General features: G+C 68.4%; 18 protein-coding genes. 12 read left to right on the forward strand and 6 right to left on the reverse strand.

Annotated elements, in window-relative coordinates:
• The first annotated feature begins 382 nt into the window (after window positions 1–382).
• The 10 genes from WBG79_RS17420 (at window position 383) to WBG79_RS17465 (ending at window position 8,772) form a co-directional block, all read left to right on the forward strand.
• Window positions 383–940, forward strand: a complete 558-nt coding sequence (locus tag WBG79_RS17420) for a pentapeptide repeat-containing protein (RefSeq protein ID WP_443147477.1) — start codon at window positions 383–385, stop codon at window positions 938–940.
• 13 nt (window positions 941–953) lie between these two features.
• A complete protein-coding gene (locus WBG79_RS17425; RefSeq protein WP_337358453.1) occupies window positions 954–1,868 on the forward strand; it encodes a LysR family transcriptional regulator in 915 nt (304 codons plus the stop codon).
• Between the two features lie 141 nt (window positions 1,869–2,009).
• Window positions 2,010–3,188 (forward strand): ABC transporter substrate-binding protein, encoded by a 1,179-nt coding sequence (locus tag WBG79_RS17430; RefSeq protein ID WP_337358454.1) that lies wholly within the window; start codon window positions 2,010–2,012, stop codon window positions 3,186–3,188.
• A gap of 114 nt (window positions 3,189–3,302) precedes the next feature.
• The gene (locus WBG79_RS17435) at window positions 3,303–4,181 is read left to right on the forward strand and encodes a branched-chain amino acid ABC transporter permease (protein ID WP_337358455.1); all 879 of its coding nucleotides are present in this window, start codon (window positions 3,303–3,305) and stop codon (window positions 4,179–4,181) included.
• Window positions 4,178–5,161 (forward strand): branched-chain amino acid ABC transporter permease, encoded by a 984-nt coding sequence (locus tag WBG79_RS17440; protein WP_337358456.1) that lies wholly within the window; start codon window positions 4,178–4,180, stop codon window positions 5,159–5,161. Before WBG79_RS17435 ends, WBG79_RS17440 begins: the two co-directional genes overlap by 4 nt.
• Before the next feature lie 13 nt (window positions 5,162–5,174).
• Entirely contained in the window at window positions 5,175–5,612 is a 438-nt protein-coding gene (locus WBG79_RS17445; protein WP_337358457.1) for a GlcG/HbpS family heme-binding protein, read from the forward strand.
• Entirely contained in the window at window positions 5,609–6,454 is an 846-nt protein-coding gene (locus tag WBG79_RS17450; protein WP_337358458.1) for a shikimate dehydrogenase, read from the forward strand. The genes WBG79_RS17445 and WBG79_RS17450 overlap by 4 nt, the downstream gene beginning before the upstream one ends.
• Window positions 6,451–7,221 (forward strand): SDR family NAD(P)-dependent oxidoreductase, encoded by a 771-nt coding sequence (locus tag WBG79_RS17455; RefSeq protein WP_337358459.1) that lies wholly within the window; start codon window positions 6,451–6,453, stop codon window positions 7,219–7,221. The genes WBG79_RS17450 and WBG79_RS17455 overlap by 4 nt, the downstream gene beginning before the upstream one ends.
• Window positions 7,222–7,282: 61 nt before the next feature.
• Complete coding sequence (locus WBG79_RS17460; RefSeq protein ID WP_337358460.1) at window positions 7,283–8,026, forward strand: ABC transporter ATP-binding protein; 744 nt, start codon at window positions 7,283–7,285, stop codon at window positions 8,024–8,026.
• A 5-nt stretch (window positions 8,027–8,031) separates the two neighbouring features.
• Window positions 8,032–8,772, forward strand: a complete 741-nt coding sequence (locus WBG79_RS17465; protein WP_337358461.1) for an ABC transporter ATP-binding protein — start codon at window positions 8,032–8,034, stop codon at window positions 8,770–8,772.
• A gap of 190 nt (window positions 8,773–8,962) precedes the next feature.
• On the opposite strand, the gene WBG79_RS17470 is transcribed toward WBG79_RS17465, so the two are convergent.
• Both WBG79_RS17470 and WBG79_RS17475 read right to left on the reverse strand, forming a co-directional pair.
• Window positions 8,963–9,733 carry a DUF2182 domain-containing protein gene (locus WBG79_RS17470; protein WP_337358462.1) on the reverse strand — a complete coding sequence of 257 codons (771 nt, stop codon included), beginning with the start codon at window positions 9,731–9,733 and terminating at the stop codon, window positions 8,963–8,965.
• 70 nt (window positions 9,734–9,803) lie between these two features.
• Window positions 9,804–10,469 (reverse strand): DUF1326 domain-containing protein, encoded by a 666-nt coding sequence (locus tag WBG79_RS17475; RefSeq protein ID WP_337358463.1) that lies wholly within the window; start codon window positions 10,467–10,469, stop codon window positions 9,804–9,806.
• Window positions 10,470–10,857: 388 nt separating this feature from the next.
• Here WBG79_RS17475 and WBG79_RS17480 point away from each other — a divergent pair, with 388 nt between their 5' ends.
• Window positions 10,858–11,415, forward strand: a complete 558-nt coding sequence (locus tag WBG79_RS17480; RefSeq protein WP_337358464.1) for a J domain-containing protein — start codon at window positions 10,858–10,860, stop codon at window positions 11,413–11,415.
• A 458-nt stretch (window positions 11,416–11,873) separates the two neighbouring features.
• Here the strand turns inward: WBG79_RS17480 and WBG79_RS17485 are convergent, their stop codons facing one another.
• Window positions 11,874–14,183, reverse strand: coding sequence for a xanthine dehydrogenase family protein molybdopterin-binding subunit (locus WBG79_RS17485; protein WP_337358465.1), 2,310 nt, complete (start codon window positions 14,181–14,183; stop codon window positions 11,874–11,876).
• A gap of 2 nt (window positions 14,184–14,185) precedes the next feature.
• On the reverse strand, window positions 14,186–14,638 hold the full coding sequence (locus tag WBG79_RS17490) for a (2Fe-2S)-binding protein (protein WP_337358466.1): 453 nt from the start codon (window positions 14,636–14,638) through the stop codon (window positions 14,186–14,188).
• A 614-nt stretch (window positions 14,639–15,252) separates the two neighbouring features.
• Between WBG79_RS17490 and WBG79_RS17495 the strand changes: the two genes are divergently transcribed.
• Window positions 15,253–16,758 carry a hypothetical protein gene (locus WBG79_RS17495; RefSeq protein WP_337358467.1) on the forward strand — a complete coding sequence of 502 codons (1,506 nt, stop codon included), beginning with the start codon at window positions 15,253–15,255 and terminating at the stop codon, window positions 16,756–16,758.
• Between the two features lie 55 nt (window positions 16,759–16,813).
• Here WBG79_RS17495 and WBG79_RS17500 read toward each other — a convergent pair whose 3' ends face one another.
• Entirely contained in the window at window positions 16,814–17,377 is a 564-nt protein-coding gene (locus tag WBG79_RS17500; protein WP_337358468.1) for a tetratricopeptide repeat protein, read from the reverse strand.
• Window positions 17,374–18,324 carry a type II secretion system F family protein gene (locus WBG79_RS17505; protein WP_337358469.1) on the reverse strand — a complete coding sequence of 317 codons (951 nt, stop codon included), beginning with the start codon at window positions 18,322–18,324 and terminating at the stop codon, window positions 17,374–17,376. Before WBG79_RS17505 ends, WBG79_RS17500 begins: the two co-directional genes overlap by 4 nt.

Below are 18,324 nucleotides of genomic sequence, written 5' to 3' on the forward strand. Positions count from 1 at the left end.
CTCAAGGTCGTGGTGGTCGGGCGCCGGACGACCGGCGGCGGGACGCGGGGCTACGGATCGGCGATTCCCGATGCATGACATAACGAAGCGCGATACCATCGCGCCGGCCGGGCGATAGCGGATGCCGGACGTCTGATCGGGCTCGGTCCGGCGCCGGACGCGGCGCGCGTTGCGGCCGGGAGGATTGCGTCGGGAGGCGCCCATGAGGTTCGCAAGATCGTTGCCATGTCGTCGGGGTCCGGGTGCTGCGTCGGTTCCGCGCGCCGCGCGGCTCGCCGTCCTGGCGGCGGGGCTCTTGGCGGGCGGGACGGCCGCTGAGGCGGCCTGCGGGGACCAGCCCCGCCAGGGCATGGACTGGTCGAACTGCCTGAAGGAGCGGGTCATGCTCGACAGTTCGACCCTCGTCAATGCCAAGTTCCGGGGCGCGGTCCTGTCCGGGTCCGGCTTCGACGGCTCCGACCTGCGCCAAGCGGACTTCAGTCGCGCGGAACTGGTGCGGACGTCGTTCCGCAAGACCAACATGGCGGGCGCGAACCTCGAGAAGGTGCTGGCCAGCCGGGCCACCTTCGCGGGCGCCAACCTCAGCGGGGCGAGGCTCGTCAAGGCGGAGTTCCAGCGGGTGGTGTTCGACGGCGCCGACATGACGGGCGCGGACTTCTCGGACGGCGACTTCCACCGGACGAGCTTCGCGGGCACCAAGCTGGGCAACGCGCGGTTCGTCGAGACGCTGCTGCCCCGGTCGGACTTCCGGGGCGCGGCCCTGGCGGGCGCCACCATGAAGGGCGCCTATCTCTACCGGGCCCGCCTTGACGCGGTGGACCTCACGAAGGTCCAGGATCTCGTCCAGGATCAGATCGACATTGCCTGCGGGACCCCCGAAACCCGCCTGCCGGAGGGGCTGAAGGCGCCAGGCTGGTGGCCCTGCAACAGCGACGACTGAGCCCGCGTCGGCGATGCTCACGCTTAGGCAGATCGAGGTGATCCGGGCGGTGATGATCGCGGGCACGCTGGCGGGGGCGGCGCGCCTTCTCGGCGTCTCGGCGCCCGGCATAAGCCGCCTCATGAAGTATACGGAGCGGTCCCTGCGGGTGAAGCTCTTCGAGCGGATCCAGAACCGCTACTATCCGACCAAAGAGGCGGAGGATATCTTCGAGCAGATCAACGGCGTCTACAAGAAGGTGGACGACCTGCAATACGTGCTCCAGCAGGTGGACCGAGGGGCCGGCATCCTGTTCAGGATCGCATCGGTCCCGTCGCTCTCGCATTTCGTGGTGCCCAATGCGCTGAAGCGCCTGCGCGAGAAGTTTCCGGCGCTCGGGCTCGACCTCGACATCATCAAGGTCCAGGAGGCGCAGGACTACCTGCTGCTCGGCAAGTGCGAGCTGGCGGTGCTCAGCTACGCGTTCGAGCATCCGGGCATCGAGGTGCAGTCGCTCGGGGTCGGGGAACTGCGCTGCGTGGTGCCGCGAGACCATCCGCTGGCGGCGTCGCCGGTCGTCTCCGTCGCCGAGATCGCGCGCTATCCGCTGGTCGGCGTGGTCCCCGAGGATCCCTACGGGCGGATCATGATGGACGTGTTCCGCCGCCACGGGCTCGGCTACGATCTCGTCATGAGCGTCCGCTTCGGGGTGACGACCATCGGCCTGGTGCGGGCCGGGATCGGGGTGGCGCTGATCGACCAGTTCGCCGCGCCGGATGCTTCCGAGCTCGGCGTCCGGGTGCTGCGCATCCGCGAGCCGACCACGTTCGAGCCCTTCGTCGCCATGCGGGCGCACCGGCCGCTCTCGCGCCATGCCGCGGCCTGCCTGCAGCTCCTGCGCGAGGAGATCCGGCGGGAGACGCGCGGCGCGGCCGTAACATCATGTTAGGCCGTGGCCTCAAAAAGGTTCTATGGGCACCGCGGACCGCCATGGTAACGTCCCCGTGACCGATGGAGCCCGCAAGGGCTCGCGGAGAACAGGCCAGGGCGCCCGCGCGGCGTCACAAGGGCCGCTACGGAGGAACGCACCATGGGACATGAAACCGCTCGCGGCGGTCCGTCGCGCCGCACCTCGCTCCTCGCGCTCGGCGCCTTCGCGGCCGCCCTCGGTACGGGCTTCGGGCCGGCCGCCGCGCAGGACACCGTCTTCATCCCGAACGTGGTCGAACTGTCGGGCGCCGGCGCCGTCTCGGGCACCAACTGGCGCGACGGCATCACGCTGGCGGTCGAGGAGATCAACGCCAAGGGCGGCATCCTCGGCAAGAAGCTGAACGTGCCGCACATCGACACCCAGAGCGACGCCAGCATCGCCCGCGCGCAGGTCCAGAAGGTGCTGGACGACAAGCCCTACGTGATCCTCGGGCCGGTCTTCTCCGGCTCGGTGCTGGTCACCATGACGCTCGCCCAGAATGCCGAGATCCCCGAGATCGTCGGCGGCGAGGCGGCGGCGATCACCCAGAAGGGCAACCCCTTCGTGTTCCGCACCGCCTTCGGGCAGCAGTTCTCGATGCCGAAGATCGCCAACTACATCCGCGACGGGCTCAAGGCCAAGAACGTCGCGGTGCTGTGGGTCAACAACGACTTCGGCAAGGGCGGGCGCGACAACTTCGCCAAGGAGATGCAGGCGCGCGGCATCAAGGTCGTGGCCGACATCTCGACGGAGTCCGGGCAGGTCGACTTCGCGTCGGACGTGGTGAAGCTCAAGGCCGCCAACGCGGACGCGGTCTTCGTCTACACCAACGAGGAGGAGAGCGCCCGCTTCCTCAAGGAGGCGCGCAAGCAGTCGCTGCAGGCGCCCCTGATCGGCGAGACCACGCTCCTCTCCCAGAAGGTCATCGAACTCGCCGGCGACGCCGCCAACGGCGTCAAGGGCCATGTCGGGCTCTCCTCCGACGCGCCCGTCCCGGCGCTCGCGGCCTTCGGCGAGAAGTTCAAGAAGCGGTTCAACTACGCCAACGACCACAACGGCATCAAGGGCTACATCGCCGTCTACATGATCAAGCATGTGACGGAGAAGATGGGCAAGTTCGACTCCAAGGGGCTCGCCGACACGCTGCATGGGCTGACCATCACGCCCGAGCAGGAGCCCGGCATCCTGATGGAGGCGACCTGGGACAAGAACGGCGACATTGATCGGGCGAGCTTCCTCGGCGAGGTCGTGGGCGGCAAGCAGAAGATCGTCGAGGTTTTGCCGAAGCTCGGCAAGTGACCGTGGCCCGCCCCGCCTGATCCAAGCCGGCCCGGCCGGCCGACGGGCCGGCCTTTCCAGACCCACATCCGACCGGCCTGCCCCACGGGGCGGGCCGCTCCGGGGCCGCTTCCCATGTCGTCTTTCCTGCAACTGCTCGTCTCGGGGCTCGCGACGGGGGCCATCTACGCCCTCGTGGCGGTCGGCTTCTCGCTGCTCTGGCAGGCGTCGCAGACGATCAACTTCGCCCAGGGCGAGTTCGTGATGGTGCCGGCCTTCTTCGTGCTGGTCGCCATGCACGGGCTCGGGCTGCCGTTCCCGGCCGCCGCGCTCGCCGGCATCGCGGTGGCGGCGATCCTGCTCGGGCTCCTGTTCCGGCGGGCGGTGGTCGCGCCCATGCTGCAGCACGGGCTCCTGCCGCTGGTGGTCTCGACGATCGCGCTCTCGATCTTCATGCGGGAGGCCGTGAAGGACTTCTATTCGGCGCAGGCGCAGCCCTTCCCGTCGCTCGTGGCGGACCGGGACATCGAGGTGTTCGGCACCGTCTTCTCGCTGCAGAGCCTGGTGGTTCTGGCCGTCGCGGTGCTGGTGACGGCGGGGCTGCACGTGTTCCTGCAACACACGCGGCTCGGCCGCATGATGCAGGCGACTGCCCAGAACCGCGCGGTGGCGCAGATCGTCGGCATCGACGTGGACCGGATGGTGCTGCTCACCTTCCTGATCAACGCCATGCTGTGCGCGGTGGCGTCGATCCTGATCAGCCCGATCTACCTGGCGAAGTTCACCAACGGGGAGACGCTCGGACAGGCCGCCTTCGTGGCCGCCATCATCGGGGGCTTCAACCAGACCCGCGGGGCCATGGTGGGCGGGCTCCTGCTCGGCGTCCTCGACAACCTGTGCGCCGCCTATCTGTCGGCCCAGTACCGCAGCGCCCTGCCGCTCTTCCTGCTCGTGCTCTTCATCCTGTTCCGGCCGCAGGGGCTGATGGGCCGCGTCGAGGAGCGCACGGTATGACGGTAGGCCGTCTCCTTGCGCTGGCGGCGGGGGTCGTGGCGGTCGGCCTGCTCCTGGCGGTGCCGTCGATGCTCAAGTCCTACGGGGTCTACCTCGTGGCGCTCTGGGCGGTGACCAGCATCGCGGCGCTCGGGCTCAATCTCACGCTCGGCTATGCCGGCCAGATCTCCCTGGCCCAGGGCGCCTTCGTGGGGCTCGGCGCCTATGCGACGGCACTCCTCACCGCGGCGGACGTGCCCTACTTCGTCGCGTTCCTCGCCTCCGGCGCGCTCGCCTTCGCGGTCGGCTGGTGCCTCGGCTATCCGGCGCTGCGCGTCCAGCACCATTTCCTGGCCTTTGTGACCCTGGCCTTCGCGACCCTCGTGTTCCTCGTGCTGCGCAACGAGCAGTGGCTCACCAACGGCATCTACGGGATCAACGACATCCGCCGGCCCACGGTCCTCGGCTTCAAGACCAACCGGAACGGCGACTTCTACTATTTCGCGCTCGCCATGCTGGCCGTCTTCACCGGCATCCAGTGGTGGATCGTGCATTCGCCCTGGGGGCGCGCCTTCAAGGCGCTGCGGGAGAATCCGTTGCGGGCGGCCTCGCTCGGGGTCGACGTGCGGCGCTACACCCTGATGGCCTTCGCGATCGGCTCGGCCTACGGCGGCTTCGCGGGGGCGCTCTACGCCCCGCTGGTGCAGTTCATCGAGCCCAATTCGTTCCAGCTCAGCTACTCCATCAAGTACCTGCTGATGGTCATCGTCGGCGGCGCCGGCTCCTTCGCGGGACCGTTCATCGGCGCCGCCGTCGAGCTGCTCCTGCCCGAGTGGCTGCGCTTCACCGGCGGCTACTACCTCATGACCTACGCGCTCATGGTCATGCTGATGCTCGCCTTCTTCCCGAAGGGTCTGGTCGGCATGGCGGAGGCCCTGCGGCACCGGCTCGCCCGCCGGCGCGCCCCGGCCGCCGCCGCCGTCGAACCCACCACGCCATGAGGAGAGACCGCGCATGCGGACCATGAAGACGCTCTGCGACCTGGACGCGACCGTCGCCATCGAGGCGATCCGGCGCGCCTGTCGGGACCAGCAGAAGGCGGCGGTGATCGCCGTGGTGGATGCCCACGGGGAGACCCTCGGGCTCCTGCGCATGAGGGGCGCGGCGCTCAGCTCCGTCGCGGTCGCCACCAACAAGGCCTTCACGTCGGCACGCCTGCGCCGGCCCTCCGCGGAGGTCGGCCGCCGGTCGCGGAACCCGGAGACCGGCTTCGACATCGGCTACTACGGCGACCCGCGCTACCTCGGCTGGGGCGGGGGGCTGCCTGTGGTCGTGGACGGGGAGGTGGTCGGCGCGGTCGCGGTCAGCGGGCTCACGGACGCGGAGGACGAGGCGCTGTCGGCGATCGGCATCGCGGCCATCATGGACAGCCAGGAGGCCGGGGCCCGATGAGCGAGCAAGACAGGTTCCTGCTGGCCGGGGTGATGGGCTACCCGGTCATGCATTCCCGCTCGCCGCGGCTGCACAATGCCTGGTTCGCCCAGTATGGGCTGGCGGGCGTCTACGTGCCGCTGGCGATCAAGCCCGAGGGGCTGCGGGCGGCGCTCGCCGCGTTGCCGGCGCTCGGCTTCGCGGGCTGCAACGTCACCATCCCGCACAAGGAGACCGCGATGGCGGCGATGGACAGCATCGACCCGGTGGCGCGGCGCATCGGCGCCCTCAACTGCGTGGTCGTGCGTCCGGACGGCAGCCTGCACGGGACGAACAACGACGCCTACGGGTATCTCGCCAGCCTGCGCGAGCGCGACCCGGACTGGCGCGCCCAGGCGGGGCCGGCGGTGGTGCTCGGGGCCGGCGGCGGCGCGCGGGCGGTCGTGGCGGCGCTCGGCGATGCCGGGGTCCCGGAGATCCGCCTCCTCAACCGGACCCGGGCGCGGGCCGAGCGGCTCGCCGCGGAGGTCGGCGGCCCGGTGACGGTGCTCGACTGGTCGGAGCGCGGCGCGGCGGTGGCGGACGCGGCCCTGGTGGTCAACACCACCAGCCAGGGGATGTCCGGGCAGCCGGCCCTCGACATGCCGCTCGACCGGTTGCCGACGGCGGCGCTCGTCTCCGACATCGTCTACATCCCGAAGGAGACGCCGTTCCTGGCGGCCGCCCGGACGCGCGGCAACCGCACCGTCAACGGGCTCGGCATGCTGCTCAACCAGGCCCGGCCCGCCTTCCAGGCGTGGTTCGGGATCCTGCCGGAGATCACGCCGGAACTTCGCCGCTCGATCGAGGACTCGATCCCATGAGCAGGGCCCATCCCTTCGACATGAGCGGGCGCGTGGCGCTGGTCACGGGAAGCTCGCGCGGCCTCGGCCGAGCGATCGCGGAAGCGCTCGGGCGGGCCGGCGCCAAGGTCTACCTGAACGGCCGCGACGCGGCGCAACTCGAGGCGACCCGGGCGGCTCTGACCGCGGAAGGGATCGCCTGCGCGGCGGTGCCCTTCGACGTCGCCGACACGGGGGATGCCGGGGCGGCGGTCGAGCGGGTGGCGGCGGCCGAGGGACGGCTCGACGTGCTCGTCGCCAATGCGGGCCTGGTGAACCGGGCGCCGCTCGGCGACTGGACCGAAGCGCCCTGGGACCGGGTGGTCGCCACCAACCTGCGCTCGGCGCTGTTCCTCGCCCAGGCGGCGGCCGCGCCGATGAAGCGGGAGGGCAGCGGCCGGATGATCTTCACCACGTCGATCACCGGCATCCTCGGGCGCGGCACCATCCACGCCTACGTGGCCTCGAAGGCGGGCCTGGCCGGGCTGACGCGCTCGCTCGCCGCCGAGCTCGGGCCGTCCGGGATCACCTGCAATTCGATCGCGCCGGGCTATTTCGCGACCGACCTCAACACCGCGCTGATGGCCGACCCGGCCTTCCACCAGCGGGTCGTCGACCGGACGGCGCTGAAGCGCTGGGGGCGGCCCGAGGAGGTCGGCGGGGTGGCGCTGATGCTCGCCTCCGACGCGGGGAGCTACGTGACGGGCCAGCAGATCGTCGTCGACGGCGGCATCACGGGGACGATGTGATGGCGGGCGGGGGCCGGGCATCGGCGCGGGATCGCGGTCGGCTGGCGACGGAGGCGCGGCCATGACCCCCGTTCTCCAGGTCGCCAACCTGCGCAAGACCTTCGGGGGCATCGTCGCGGTCGACGACGTGTCCTTCACGGTCGAGAAGGGCGAGATCCTCGGCATCATCGGGCCGAACGGCTGTGGCAAGTCGACGATGTTCAACTGCATCCTGGGCCAGTTGAAGCCGACGGCGGGAACCGTCCACCTGGGCGGACAGGACATCACGGGCCTCTCCCCGCACCGGCTGAACCACATGGGCGTCGGGCGGACCTTCCAGCTCCTGCAGGTGTTCGGCGAGCTGACCGTCCGGGAGAACCTGATCCTCGCCGGACAGGAGCACCAGGGCGGCATGGCCGGCCGGCTGTTCGGACCGCGGGACGCGGGGCTCGGCGCCAAGGCCGACCAGATGATCGGCTTCTTCCGTCTCGGGCACCTGGCGCAGGAGCGGGCGGGACGGCTCAGCTACGGCCAGCAGAAGCTGCTCGATGCCGCCATGGCGTTCATGGCCGGGCCGGAACTGGTCCTGCTCGACGAGCCGGCGGGCGGCGTCAACCTGACCATGCTGGGCGACCTGCGCGAGCGGCTCGCGGCCATGAACCGGGAGGCGGGCGCGACCTTCGTGGTGATCGAGCACAACATGGAGTTCGTCATGGCGCTCTGTTCGCGGGTGATCGTGCTCGCCGAGGGCCGGATCATCGCGTCGGGCACGCCGGCGGCGGTGCGATCCGACCCGCGCGTCATCGACGCCTATCTCGGGAAGTGACCGCCATGGCCGCGCCGATCATCGAGCTCGACTCCGTCGTCGCCGGCTACGGGCCGATGACGATCCTCAACGGCACGACCTTCGCGGTCGAGCGCGCCGCGATCACCACCGTGATCGGCCCGAACGGCGCCGGCAAGTCGACCGTCTTCAAGACCATCTTCGGGCTCCTGCCGGTCCGGTCCGGGTCGATCCGCATCGACGGGCGCGACACGACGGGGCTGAAGCCGCGCGACCTCCTGAAGGCGGGCGTCGTCTACGTGCCGCAGGGCCGCAACATCTTCCCGGAGCTTTCGGTCGCCCAGAACCTGGAACTCGGGCTCGTCTCGGCCGACTTCGCGCCCGCCGAGGAGGCGCGGCGCCTGGAGGCGGTGCTGGAACGCTTCCCGGCGCTCCGCCGCAAGGCCCGCCAGCAGGCCTCGACCCTCTCGGGCGGCGAGCAGAAGCAGCTCGAGATCGCGCGGGGCCTGCTGCTCGACCCCAAGGTCGTTCTGATCGACGAGCCCTCGATCGGCCTCTCGCCCATCATGGTGCAGGACACGTTCCGGATCCTGACCGAACTGCGCGACCGCGGCGTCAGCGTCCTGATGATCGAGCAGAACGCCCGCTCGGCCCTGCAGATGTCGGACTACGGCCTCGTCCTCGAACTCGGCCGCGCCCGCATGGCCGACCGCGCCGCCGTCATCCTCGCCGACCCGCGGGTGGGCCACCTGTTCCTGGGCGGAGCGCTGGAGGAGGGGGCGGGGTGAGCAGGGCGATAGGCCCGGCGCCGGTACCTAGCCGGCAAGCTGCTCAACTTCGAGAACAGGAAGGGCTGGATGTCGCTCTCAGCCTAGCGCGGCCTCTTTCTCCTCGCCTTCGTGCTGATCCAGGCCCGGATCGCCGCCAAGGAGGACTAAGGGCGGGGTGTCCGCCCATCCCGGCGTCCCCTCCCGAAAATCACCGGACCAGGAGCCATGCGCCCGACGCCACCAGGGTGCATCCCGCCACGCGCCCGGCGGCGGGACCGAACGGGGCGTTCTTCTCGACGAGCACGAAGGCGGCGAGCCCGACGATCCAGTAGAGGTTCATGATGCCGCCGACGAACAGGAGCGCCATCAGCACCCAGCAGCAGCCCAGGCACCAGAGGCCGTGTTCGAGCCCCATCCGCAAGGCGCCCCCGGCACCGTCGCGCCAACGGTCGACGAGGAAGGCCAGGGGCGACCGGCACCGGCCCAGGCACCGCGCCTTGAAGGGCGTGAACTGCCACAGGCCGGCCGCGAGCAGGACGAGTCCGGCGAGCCGGACATTGTCGACGACCATCATGGGCGACATCAGGCGGGCCTGCTCCAGGCCGGCCTGCAGTCCCGTGGCGAGGAGGCTGAAGCCGCCCCATGCGGCCAGGTAGCCGAGACCGAACAGGCCGGTGGCGGCCAGTCGGTCGGCCGGCGTGCCGGAGCGGCGGTTGACGCGCGCGAAGAGCAGCAGCATCGGCCAGGCGCTCGGGAGCATCATGGCCGCCATCATCACCCACCACATGGCGAAGACGAGCAAGCCATAGCTTGCCGACCAGACCGCGGGGGTCATCAGCCAGCCGTCCATGCCGGCCATCCGCGTCATCTCGATCGCGGACATTCCCGTTCCGATTCCGAGCAGCACGGCGAGCCATGCCATCGATCCGACCGCGACCAGTCCCGATGCGGCGGCCAGGATCTCGAGCCGGCGCGTCATGTCGGGTCGGCTCCCATGGCTCGGTCGGGCGCCGACCTTCGGGCTCGGCGGTGCTCCATCCGACCTCGGTTCAGGCCCTGGCGGCAGCTTGCGCGGACCGCTCGTAGGACTTCACGAGGCCTTGCGGCCCCCAGGCGACATGGGCGAGCGAACTGTGCCGGCGGTTGAGATCGAACCGGATCGGCCCGGTTCCCTTGGCGAAGCCCGCGGCGTTCTCGGCCTCGTGGAAGACCCACCCGTCCGGCAGAACCGTCAGCATCCGGTGCTCCGCGTCGGTCACCGGGTTCCGGATCGGCTCGCTGTGGGCCCTGACCACGTCGGGAACCTCGATCCGCGCCCGCCGGGCCTCGAGGTCCCACTCGAACAGGATGGGCGCGAAGAGCGGATCCTTGATGGTCTCGACGATCTGGGAGAAGATCTGGAACATGGTCCCGACCTTCTGGTCGGCGCCGGACAGGATGTAGAACAACGCGTCCCTCTGGGCCTCGGTCGCGCGCTCGTCGATGATCGGGTGCAATACGCCCTGCCCGTGATGGATGGCGCGCGGGAAGTAGAAGGCGGCCAGCACGGAGCGGTCGCCGAGATCGACGGCGTCGCAATGGCCGCGGTCGATATGGAAGCCGACGAGGCCCGTACAGTGCCCGTAGGTGGGGTCGGCCATGGACTCGCAAGGGCAGCCCAGGTCGCAGCTGCAATACTCGACGTATTTTCCTTCGATCAGCCAGTCGCGAGCCATGCCGAGTCCTCCACTTTCGCGAAATGGAAGAGTGAATGCAATCTGTGCGTTCCAGCGTACTCGATAATCATCGCACAGATATGTATTTGGATCAACTTCGTTCATTGCGTCTAGACTAAGTCGAACGACTGGTAGGATCAGGCGGTTCGAACTTGCCCAGGGGCCGCTCGATCCCGGCCCGCGGCGGCTCCCCGGCATTCGCCCGCCCGTCCGGGGATGGCGCATCCCGCCCGGGAGCCCCCAGTCGAACGGCGGGAGGGCGGCAGATGCAGCGTCCTCTGGCTTGCACCGATAAGAGAATTCGGCAAAGCTCCCGGCTTCTTCATCTCTGTCCTGAACTCGGGTCAGGTCTTCCTTCAAAGTCCTCTTCTGTCGAGCGGCGGTCGGCATGGAAAACTCGCAGTTCCTCGACTATTACGAGATCCTGGAGATCAGCCCGAATGCGAATTCGGGATCGATCGAGCGAATGTTTCGCTATCTGGCCCAGCGGTACCATCCGGACAATCCGGAGAGCGGCGACAGGCTCCGTTTCGACATGATCATGGAGGCCCACGACACGCTGCGCGACCCGGCCAAGCGGGCCCGTTTCGACCTCCTTCGCAAGGACCACCTGGGCACGCGCGCGGAGATAGCCCAGGAGGCCAGCAGCAGCCGGGGCATCGAACAGGACAACCTGATCCAGCGGCAGTTGCTGATGCTGCTCTATGCCAAGCGCCGGCGGAACACCAAGGATCCGGGGCTCGGCGAGATCGAGCTCGAAGTGCTCCTGGGCTGCCCGACGGAACTCCTGGACTTCCATCTCTGGTACCTGAAGGAAAAGGGCTGGATCCGCCGCAACGAGAACGGCACGCTCAGCATCACGGTCGACGGCGTCGACCGGATCAGCGCGGATCACAGCCGGGCCGCCGAGCAGTTGCTGCTGGAGCGGGCCGGCCGGACACTCTAAGAACGCCGGTCACGATCGAACGGCCGCCTCCATGCTCGCCGCGCCTGTGCTTCGACGTTTGGTTCGGTCCGGACCAGTCTGGCTGAATTTAATAGGCTGTCCCCGGTATTCCGCATCAGGGGTGAGGCTCGTCACATGCGACGGCATCGTCTTCAGCCGGCCGGCCTGGTCGCAGGTCGGCGGGCTCGCACGCCCCGACACCCGGGATCAGCGCGGGCCCGGGGAACGGTGTTCGAGCAACCAGGGGTCGAGGGGGTCGTGGCGTTCCCGACAGGGGCGGCGGCGCTTGAGGTCGCCGTCAAAGTGGATGGGAATGGGGTAATGCTAAACCGTCCCCGTAATCCCGTCCCCGTAGTCCTGACCGGGGTGCGTCGTCTCCACGATCGCTTGATGGGCAACCGCTCAGGGGCAGCCGACCGCTGGCGCCCGCCTGGGGCGCCAGCGACACGGTCTCGCCGTCATGCCTTGAGTTGGGTCCCAATCGGGAGCGAGCGGATGCGCTTGCCGGTGGCTGCGAAGATGGCGTTGGCGAGCGCCGGAGCATAGGGTGGCACGCCAGGCTCCCCGATCCCTCCCGGTGGCACGTCGAAGTCTTGCGAGACGAGATGAACGCGTGTCTCGCGCGGCGCATCGGCCATGCGGGCGATCTGATAGTCGTCGAAATTGCCTTGCTGGACCCGGCCCGCCTCGAAGGTGATCTCTCCGAACATGGCGAGGCTGTGCCCCATCACGCAGGCGCCCTCGATCTGGGAGCGGATCCGGTCAGGATTGACGGCAAAGCCGCAGTCGACCGCGACGTCCACCCTGGGCACCGACACCTGACCATTCTTGTCTACGGCGACTTCCACGACGGTGGCGATATAGCTCACGAAGCTGCGGTGAACGGCCAAGCCAAGACCATGGCCGTTCGGCAGCGTTCGGCCCCAGCCCGCCTTGGTGGTCGCCTCCAGGAGGACGCGGCGAAGCCGACCGGTGTCGACCGTGTAGACGGCAGGGTCCTCGCCGTAATTCCACCAGTCGGCGACCTCCTTTTCGATGGGCAGCAGGCGTGGCGGGCCGATGAGGTCGAGCAGGAAGTCACGAGGGTCGCGCCCCGCAGCCGCGGCCAGTTCGGCCGCGAAGGACTGGATCGCGAAGGCATGCGATATGTTGTTGACCGAGCGGAACCAGCCAACCTTGGTGTGGGCCTCCGCCGCGCCGTTCTCGAGTTTCAGGTTCGGCACATCGAACGGCGTATCGCTGAAGCCCATGCCGAGTTCGAACGGCACGAGGCGCTTCGGATCCGCATCGAAGAGAGAGACGATGCTCGGCGCCGTCGTATTGTGATGCCAGGCGGTCACGGCGCCGGTCTGATCGATCCCCGCCCGAAGCCGTTCTAGCGACACGGTGTGGTAGAAACCGTTGCGGATATCGTCCTCCCGACTCCATACCACCTTGACGGGTGTTCCCGGCATCGAATTGGCCAGGATCGCCGCCTCGACCGCGAAGTCCGGCTTCGACTTGCGCCCGAAGCCGCCCCCAAGCAGGGTGACGTTCACCTTGACGGCCGCGGTATCCAGGCCGAGCGTCTTGGCAACGAGATCGCGCGCCGCCTGCGGGCTCTGGACGCTCGTCCAGACCTCGCACCGGCCGTCCTTGACAAGCGCCGTCGCGGACGGTGTTTCCATGGTGGCATGCGCGAGGTGCGGTATGTAGTACTCCGCCTCGACCCGACGCGACGCCTTCTCCAGGGCGGCGTCGAGGTCGCCTTCGGCGCGCACCACCGTTCCGGGCCGGCGGGCGCTCGCCGCCAGCTCTTCCCGATAGGTCTTCGAATCGTAGACGGCGTGCGGACCGTCGTCCCAGGTCACCTTGAGCGCGTCCCGTCCTTTCATGGCGGCCCAGGTCGTGTCCGCCACGATGGCTATGCCACCCGAAGGCAGGAAGGCCACGGGCGGAGAGGCACCGTCGATCGCCACCACATTTTTGACGCCCGGAACCTTCCGGGCCAGGGACGCATCGAAACTGGCCACCTTGCCACCAAGAACGGGGGGACGTGCGATGACGGCGAAGACCATTCCCGGCATCACGACATCCTGGCCGTAGACCGCCTTGCCCGTGGTGATGTCCATGGCGTCGACGATCCGCCGTCCGTCCTTGCCGATGTAGCGGAACTCGGACGGCTTCTTGAGCCGAATCCGGTCGGCGGGGGGGACATCCATGTCGACCAGGTCCCGTGCGAGGTCCCCGTATCCGAGGGCCCGCCCCGAGGTCCAGTGCAGGACCTGGTGGTTCGTCGCCTCGACCTCGGCGATCGGAACGCCCCAGCGCCTGGCCGCGGCCGCCTCGAGCATCAGTCGACCGGCCGCGCCGGCTTCGCGCATGGGCTTGAAGAAGTGCCGCGTCGAGCGCGACCCGTCGGTGTCCTGGTTTCCGTAGGTGGGCTCGTCCCCTGGCGCTTGCGAGACCTTTACCCGGGACCAGTCGGCCTCCAGCTCGTCCGCGAGAATGAGCGGGATCCCGGTTCTGACGCCTTGTCCCATTTCGGAGCGGGCGCAGGTGATGGTTACGGTCCCATCGCCCGAGATGGCCAGGAAGACGTGGGGGTTGCGGGATACCCCGTTCGGCATGCCGTCTGCGCCGAATTTCGGCGGGTCATCGGCAGCCGACCCGCTCCGTGGCAGCACGGTTGCGGCAAGAACGAAGGTGCCCGCCACGAGGCCCTTCAGAACGCAGCGGCGGCTCACGTTGGTGACGCTGGCGGTGGCGACGTCGTCTGTCCTGGTCATGGTCACGCCCCCTGAGCCGCTTGCTTGATGGCCGCGCGAATGCGCTGGTAGGTGCCGCATCTGCACAGATTGCCAGCCATTGCGGCGTCGATGTCCTCGTCGGTCGGCTTGGGCGTGGTCTTCAGGAAGGCCGCGGCCTGCATGATCTGGCCGGCTTGGCAGTAGCCGCACTGGGGCACATCGAGAGTGCGCCAGGCCCGCTGGACCGGATGTTCGCCGGCCGGGTCCAGACCCTCGATGGTGGTGACCGAGCGACCCGCGAGATCCCCCAAGGTCGTCTGGCACGCCCGGACGGCCTGGCCATCGACATGGATCGTGCAAGCCCCGCAGGTGGCTATGCCGCAGCCGAATTTCGTTCCTGTGAGCGCGAGTTGATCGCGTAGATACCAGAGGACAGGCATGTCCGGGCTGCCGTCAAACTTGTAATCCTGACCGTTCACCTTCAGTTCTATCATGATTTTTCCTCCCCCACATGCCAATGTGATGTGTGCCAAGTCCAGGCGATACGATGAGTGTTCAGTAAGAGACGACTGGCTCTGATGCACTGTCGTCGTAAATCTATTCAGGACAAGATAAACAAGGCATTCCAAGATTGTCAAAAAACCTAGCATAGCATCGATTGTGCTGCAACATCTCCCAGTATGTCAGTTATTCTGACATACATTGTGGAGAGAGACGGTGAAATCTTTTCCCCGAAGATCGCCGACGCTATCGGTGCGATGTCGCTCCCCGGATCGCGAGCAACTCTGTTGACAACCCGCCTTCAAAGGGCTGCCCGGAAGTCATGTTTCGAGTCGACGTGGGCTCGAGCAATCGATCGGCTGTTCGGCTTCAGATCTCGAGCGCCGCAGTTCCGCGCCGCCTTGACCTTTGCTTCGGCATCACACGCCAGCACCCGTCGAGGTTTCGACACCCCGGGACGGCCCGCGGCCCCGTGGATCGGCTCTGCGGGCGTCGGGACACGACAGCCGGCGGCCTGCCGAGGCACGGCCGCCCAAAGCAGCCGTCTTTACGGTTTCTCTGCGGTCTTCTGGTAGTGACCTGCCGGATAGCTGCAACGAGGCCCGTCGTGAGCCGTTTCGATCTCCGCTCATTGCCCCTGACGTCGATCGGATCGGCCCTCTTTTTCGTCTGGTCGCTGGTGATCCTGCTGACCTACGGGACGGCCTTCCTGCGTGATCCGGACACCTTCTGGCATATCCGCTCGGGCGAGTGGATCCTCGCCCATGGGGCGGTTCCGACCGTCGATTCCTATTCCTACACGATGGCGGGACAGCCCTGGATCGCCAAGGAATGGCTGTCCCAGGTGATCCTGGCCGTCACGTACGACGTCGGCGGGTGGCACGCGGTCATCCTGCTCAGTGCCTGCGCGGTGGCTGTCGCCGGGGTTCTGCTGTGCCGCTTCCTGCTCGACTACCTCAGGTACCCCTACGCGGCCGGGATCACGGCCGTTTCGCTCGTGATCGCGTCGCCGCACTTCCTGGCCCGCCCGCACATCCTCTCGTTCCCGGTCATGGTCCTCTACTTCACGGTCCTGATCCGGGCCGTCGACCGGAAAGACGATCCGCCCTTCGTCCTCCTGCCCCTCATGGCGCTCTGGGCCAACCTGCACGGCGGCTTCAGCCTCGGAATCGTGCTCAGCGGTTTCCTGTCCCTGCAGGCGATGGTCGAGGTCGGGAGCGCCAGGCGGCTGCGGTCCATCCTCCTCTATGGCGGCTTCATGGCCGGGCTCCTGCTGGCCAGCCTGGTGCATCCCTACGGGGCGGAGCCGCTCCTGATGACGAAGCGCCTTCTCGACCTCGGCCCCGGCCTGACCATGCTGAGCGAGTGGACCGCGTTCAACGCCCAGGAGAACGGCATCCACGCCGCCTATTTCGAACTCCTGATCCTCCTCGCGCTGTGGAGCGGCGCGCGCATCCCGCTCCTGCGGATCACGCCCGTGATGGTCCTGGTCCACCTCATGCTGAAGCACGTGCGGGGGATCCCGATCTTCGCGCTGCTCGCGCCCGCGTTCCTGGCGGGGCCGCTCGCCGGGCAATTCCCTTTCATCGCGGCGCGGCCATCGCCGGGCGGCGAGCCGGGCAGCGCCCGTGTCCGGGCCGCGACCTGGGCCGCCGCCGCCGTGCTGGCGGCCTTGGCGGGTTTCGGCTTCGTCGCCCTGGTGAAGGATCCGCAGAACGAGACCACCAAGATCGTGCCGCGCGAGGCGCTCGAGGCCGCACGCGCGGCGGGGCTGACCGGCAAGGTGCTCAACGACTACGGCTACGGCGGCTACCTGATCTTCGAAGGGGTGAAGACCTTCGTGGACGGGCGAGCGGAGCTGTTCGGCCGCGCGTTCCTCGACCGCTGGCGCAAGGCGACGGATCTGAATGGGCCCGAGACCTTGCCCGCCCTGGCGGACGCCTACGGGGCGGACTGGACGATCCATCCGGCCGGGTCGGTCGCGGCGCACCAGTTCCGCATGGATCCGGGCTGGCGGCTGGTGCACAAGGACGACGTGGCCGTCGTGTATGCCCGCCAGCCGAAGTCGGCGCCGGGTACCGCCGAGGCCGGCAAGGTCACAGAGGCCAAGTAGGCCGGTAAGGGACGCTCACGGGAGCAGGCGGCTGCCGCCCGCATCCCGTGTGGCTTCACTCCACCGTCCGGCCGCGGGCCGAGGCGAGGACCTCCAGGTTCTGGCGAACGTAGGGGTTCTCGGGATCGACGGCCCTGGCCCGCTCGAGCTTCGCGCGGGCGTTGCGGAAGTCTCCGCGAAGCATGTAGGAGTAGCCCTGGTTGTTCAGGACCGTCGGCGTCGTCCCGCCGATCCGGATCGCGGCGTCGTAGGCCCGGTCGGCGAGGTCGAAGCGCCTCATCTTGTCGTAGGAGGCGGCGAGCCCGATCCAGGCCTCGTAGTCGCGGCCGTCGAGCTGGACGGCCTTGCGGTATTCCTGCTCGGCGACGGCGTATTCGCCGCGGCGGAAATGGGCCTTGGCGCGCGACAGGGCGTCGTTGGGATCGGCACCGAGAAGGGCGAGTTCGCCGGGTTCGACCGGAGGCGCGGAGGCCAGTTCGGCGCCCACCACGGCCGAAGCCGGCTGGGGCGCCAGGGCGTCGACGCCCTGATCGGCGCAGCCCTGCAGGGCGCCGCCGAGTGCCACCGCCACGACGGCGAGCCCCAGGCGTCCGCTTCCGCGCGGCGCCCGCGCCCTCACGTCATCACCTTCAGCAAGCGGATGGCAATCGGAACCATGATGACGACCAACACGACCGGGAAAACGAAGAGGCCGAGGGGTAGCACGAGTTTGGCAGGGAGACCATTGGCCCTTTCCTCGGCGCGTGACAACCGCTGGTGGCGCATGTCGTCGCTATAGACACGAAGCGCGTCGGCGAGGCCGGTGCCCAGTTCGGCGGACTGCCTGACGAGCGTCGCGAAGGCCTTGACTTCAGGAAGCTGAACCCGCTCCGCGAAGCTCTGCAGAGCGTCCTGGATCGCCCGGCCGGCCCGCATTTCCAAAGTCATCATGTGCAGATTGGCGCCGAGCGCCGGGTAAGTCTCGGCGATTTCACCGCTGACGCGCATGATTGCGCCTTCGACACTGAGGCCGGACTCGGTTGCGACCACGAGCAGGTCCAGAAAGTCTGGAAAGCCGGACGTGTAGGTCTGCTTTACCGCCTTGGCGCGACGGTCGATGTAGATCTTCGGCAGCACCAGCCCGAGCATCCCGCCCAGGAGCGCGCCGAGCATCATCACCGTCAAGGGTTGCTGTGGCATGAAGATCACGGCATACAGGAAACCCACGATGGCCAGCACGACCGTCCCGACGATCCGGGCGAAGTAGAACCAGGCGACCGCCGAGCGGCCGAAGAAGCCGGCGGCGAGCAGGTCCTTCTGGATCGCCCCCAGCTTCTTGGCGTCGTTGGTGTCGAAATTGCTCTCGACGTAGCGGAAGAGCTGCCCGACCGCGGAGGTTCGGGCCGGCCCGGATTCCACCTGGCCCGTCCAGGACAGGGGCGCGGCTCTCAACCGCTCCTCGACGTCGCTGCGCCGGAACAGCTCCGTGCTGATCCCGACGAGCACGAGGATCACCGCGAGCAGCAGCGAGGCGCTTGCCGCGAGACCGATGTTGTTGGCCACAAGGGCCTGCACGGTGTCCATCAT

Origin of the sequence: Prosthecomicrobium sp. N25, assembly GCF_037203705.1 — a bacterium.
In the GTDB taxonomy this organism is placed as follows: domain Bacteria; phylum Pseudomonadota; class Alphaproteobacteria; order Rhizobiales; family Ancalomicrobiaceae; genus Prosthecodimorpha.

What these genes read in the sequence shown, in the direction of transcription:
- WBG79_RS17480 (WP_337358464.1), top strand. Translation starts at nt 10,858, where the DNA reads ATGGAAAACTCGCAGTTCCTCGACTATTACGAGATCCTGGAGATCAGC.
- WBG79_RS17460 (WP_337358460.1), top strand. Translation starts at nt 7,283, where the DNA reads ATGACCCCCGTTCTCCAGGTCGCCAACCTGCGCAAGACCTTCGGGGGC.
- WBG79_RS17485 (WP_337358465.1), bottom strand. Translation starts at nt 14,183, where the DNA reads ATGACCAGGACAGACGACGTCGCCACCGCCAGCGTCACCAACGTGAGC.
- WBG79_RS17440 (WP_337358456.1), top strand. Translation starts at nt 4,178, where the DNA reads ATGACGGTAGGCCGTCTCCTTGCGCTGGCGGCGGGGGTCGTGGCGGTC.
- WBG79_RS17425 (WP_337358453.1), top strand. Translation starts at nt 954, where the DNA reads ATGCTCACGCTTAGGCAGATCGAGGTGATCCGGGCGGTGATGATCGCG.
- WBG79_RS17505 (WP_337358469.1), bottom strand. Translation starts at nt 18,324, where the DNA reads ATGATGGACACCGTGCAGGCCCTTGTGGCCAACAACATCGGTCTCGCG.
- WBG79_RS17445 (WP_337358457.1), top strand. Translation starts at nt 5,175, where the DNA reads ATGCGGACCATGAAGACGCTCTGCGACCTGGACGCGACCGTCGCCATC.
- WBG79_RS17455 (WP_337358459.1), top strand. Translation starts at nt 6,451, where the DNA reads ATGAGCAGGGCCCATCCCTTCGACATGAGCGGGCGCGTGGCGCTGGTC.
- WBG79_RS17470 (WP_337358462.1), bottom strand. Translation starts at nt 9,733, where the DNA reads ATGACGCGCCGGCTCGAGATCCTGGCCGCCGCATCGGGACTGGTCGCG.
- WBG79_RS17465 (WP_337358461.1), top strand. Translation starts at nt 8,032, where the DNA reads ATGGCCGCGCCGATCATCGAGCTCGACTCCGTCGTCGCCGGCTACGGG.
- WBG79_RS17475 (WP_337358463.1), bottom strand. Translation starts at nt 10,469, where the DNA reads ATGGCTCGCGACTGGCTGATCGAAGGAAAATACGTCGAGTATTGCAGC.
- WBG79_RS17435 (WP_337358455.1), top strand. Translation starts at nt 3,303, where the DNA reads ATGTCGTCTTTCCTGCAACTGCTCGTCTCGGGGCTCGCGACGGGGGCC.
- WBG79_RS17490 (WP_337358466.1), bottom strand. Translation starts at nt 14,638, where the DNA reads ATGATAGAACTGAAGGTGAACGGTCAGGATTACAAGTTTGACGGCAGC.
- WBG79_RS17420 (WP_443147477.1), top strand. Translation starts at nt 383, where the DNA reads ATGCTCGACAGTTCGACCCTCGTCAATGCCAAGTTCCGGGGCGCGGTC.
- WBG79_RS17450 (WP_337358458.1), top strand. Translation starts at nt 5,609, where the DNA reads ATGAGCGAGCAAGACAGGTTCCTGCTGGCCGGGGTGATGGGCTACCCG.
- WBG79_RS17430 (WP_337358454.1), top strand. Translation starts at nt 2,010, where the DNA reads ATGGGACATGAAACCGCTCGCGGCGGTCCGTCGCGCCGCACCTCGCTC.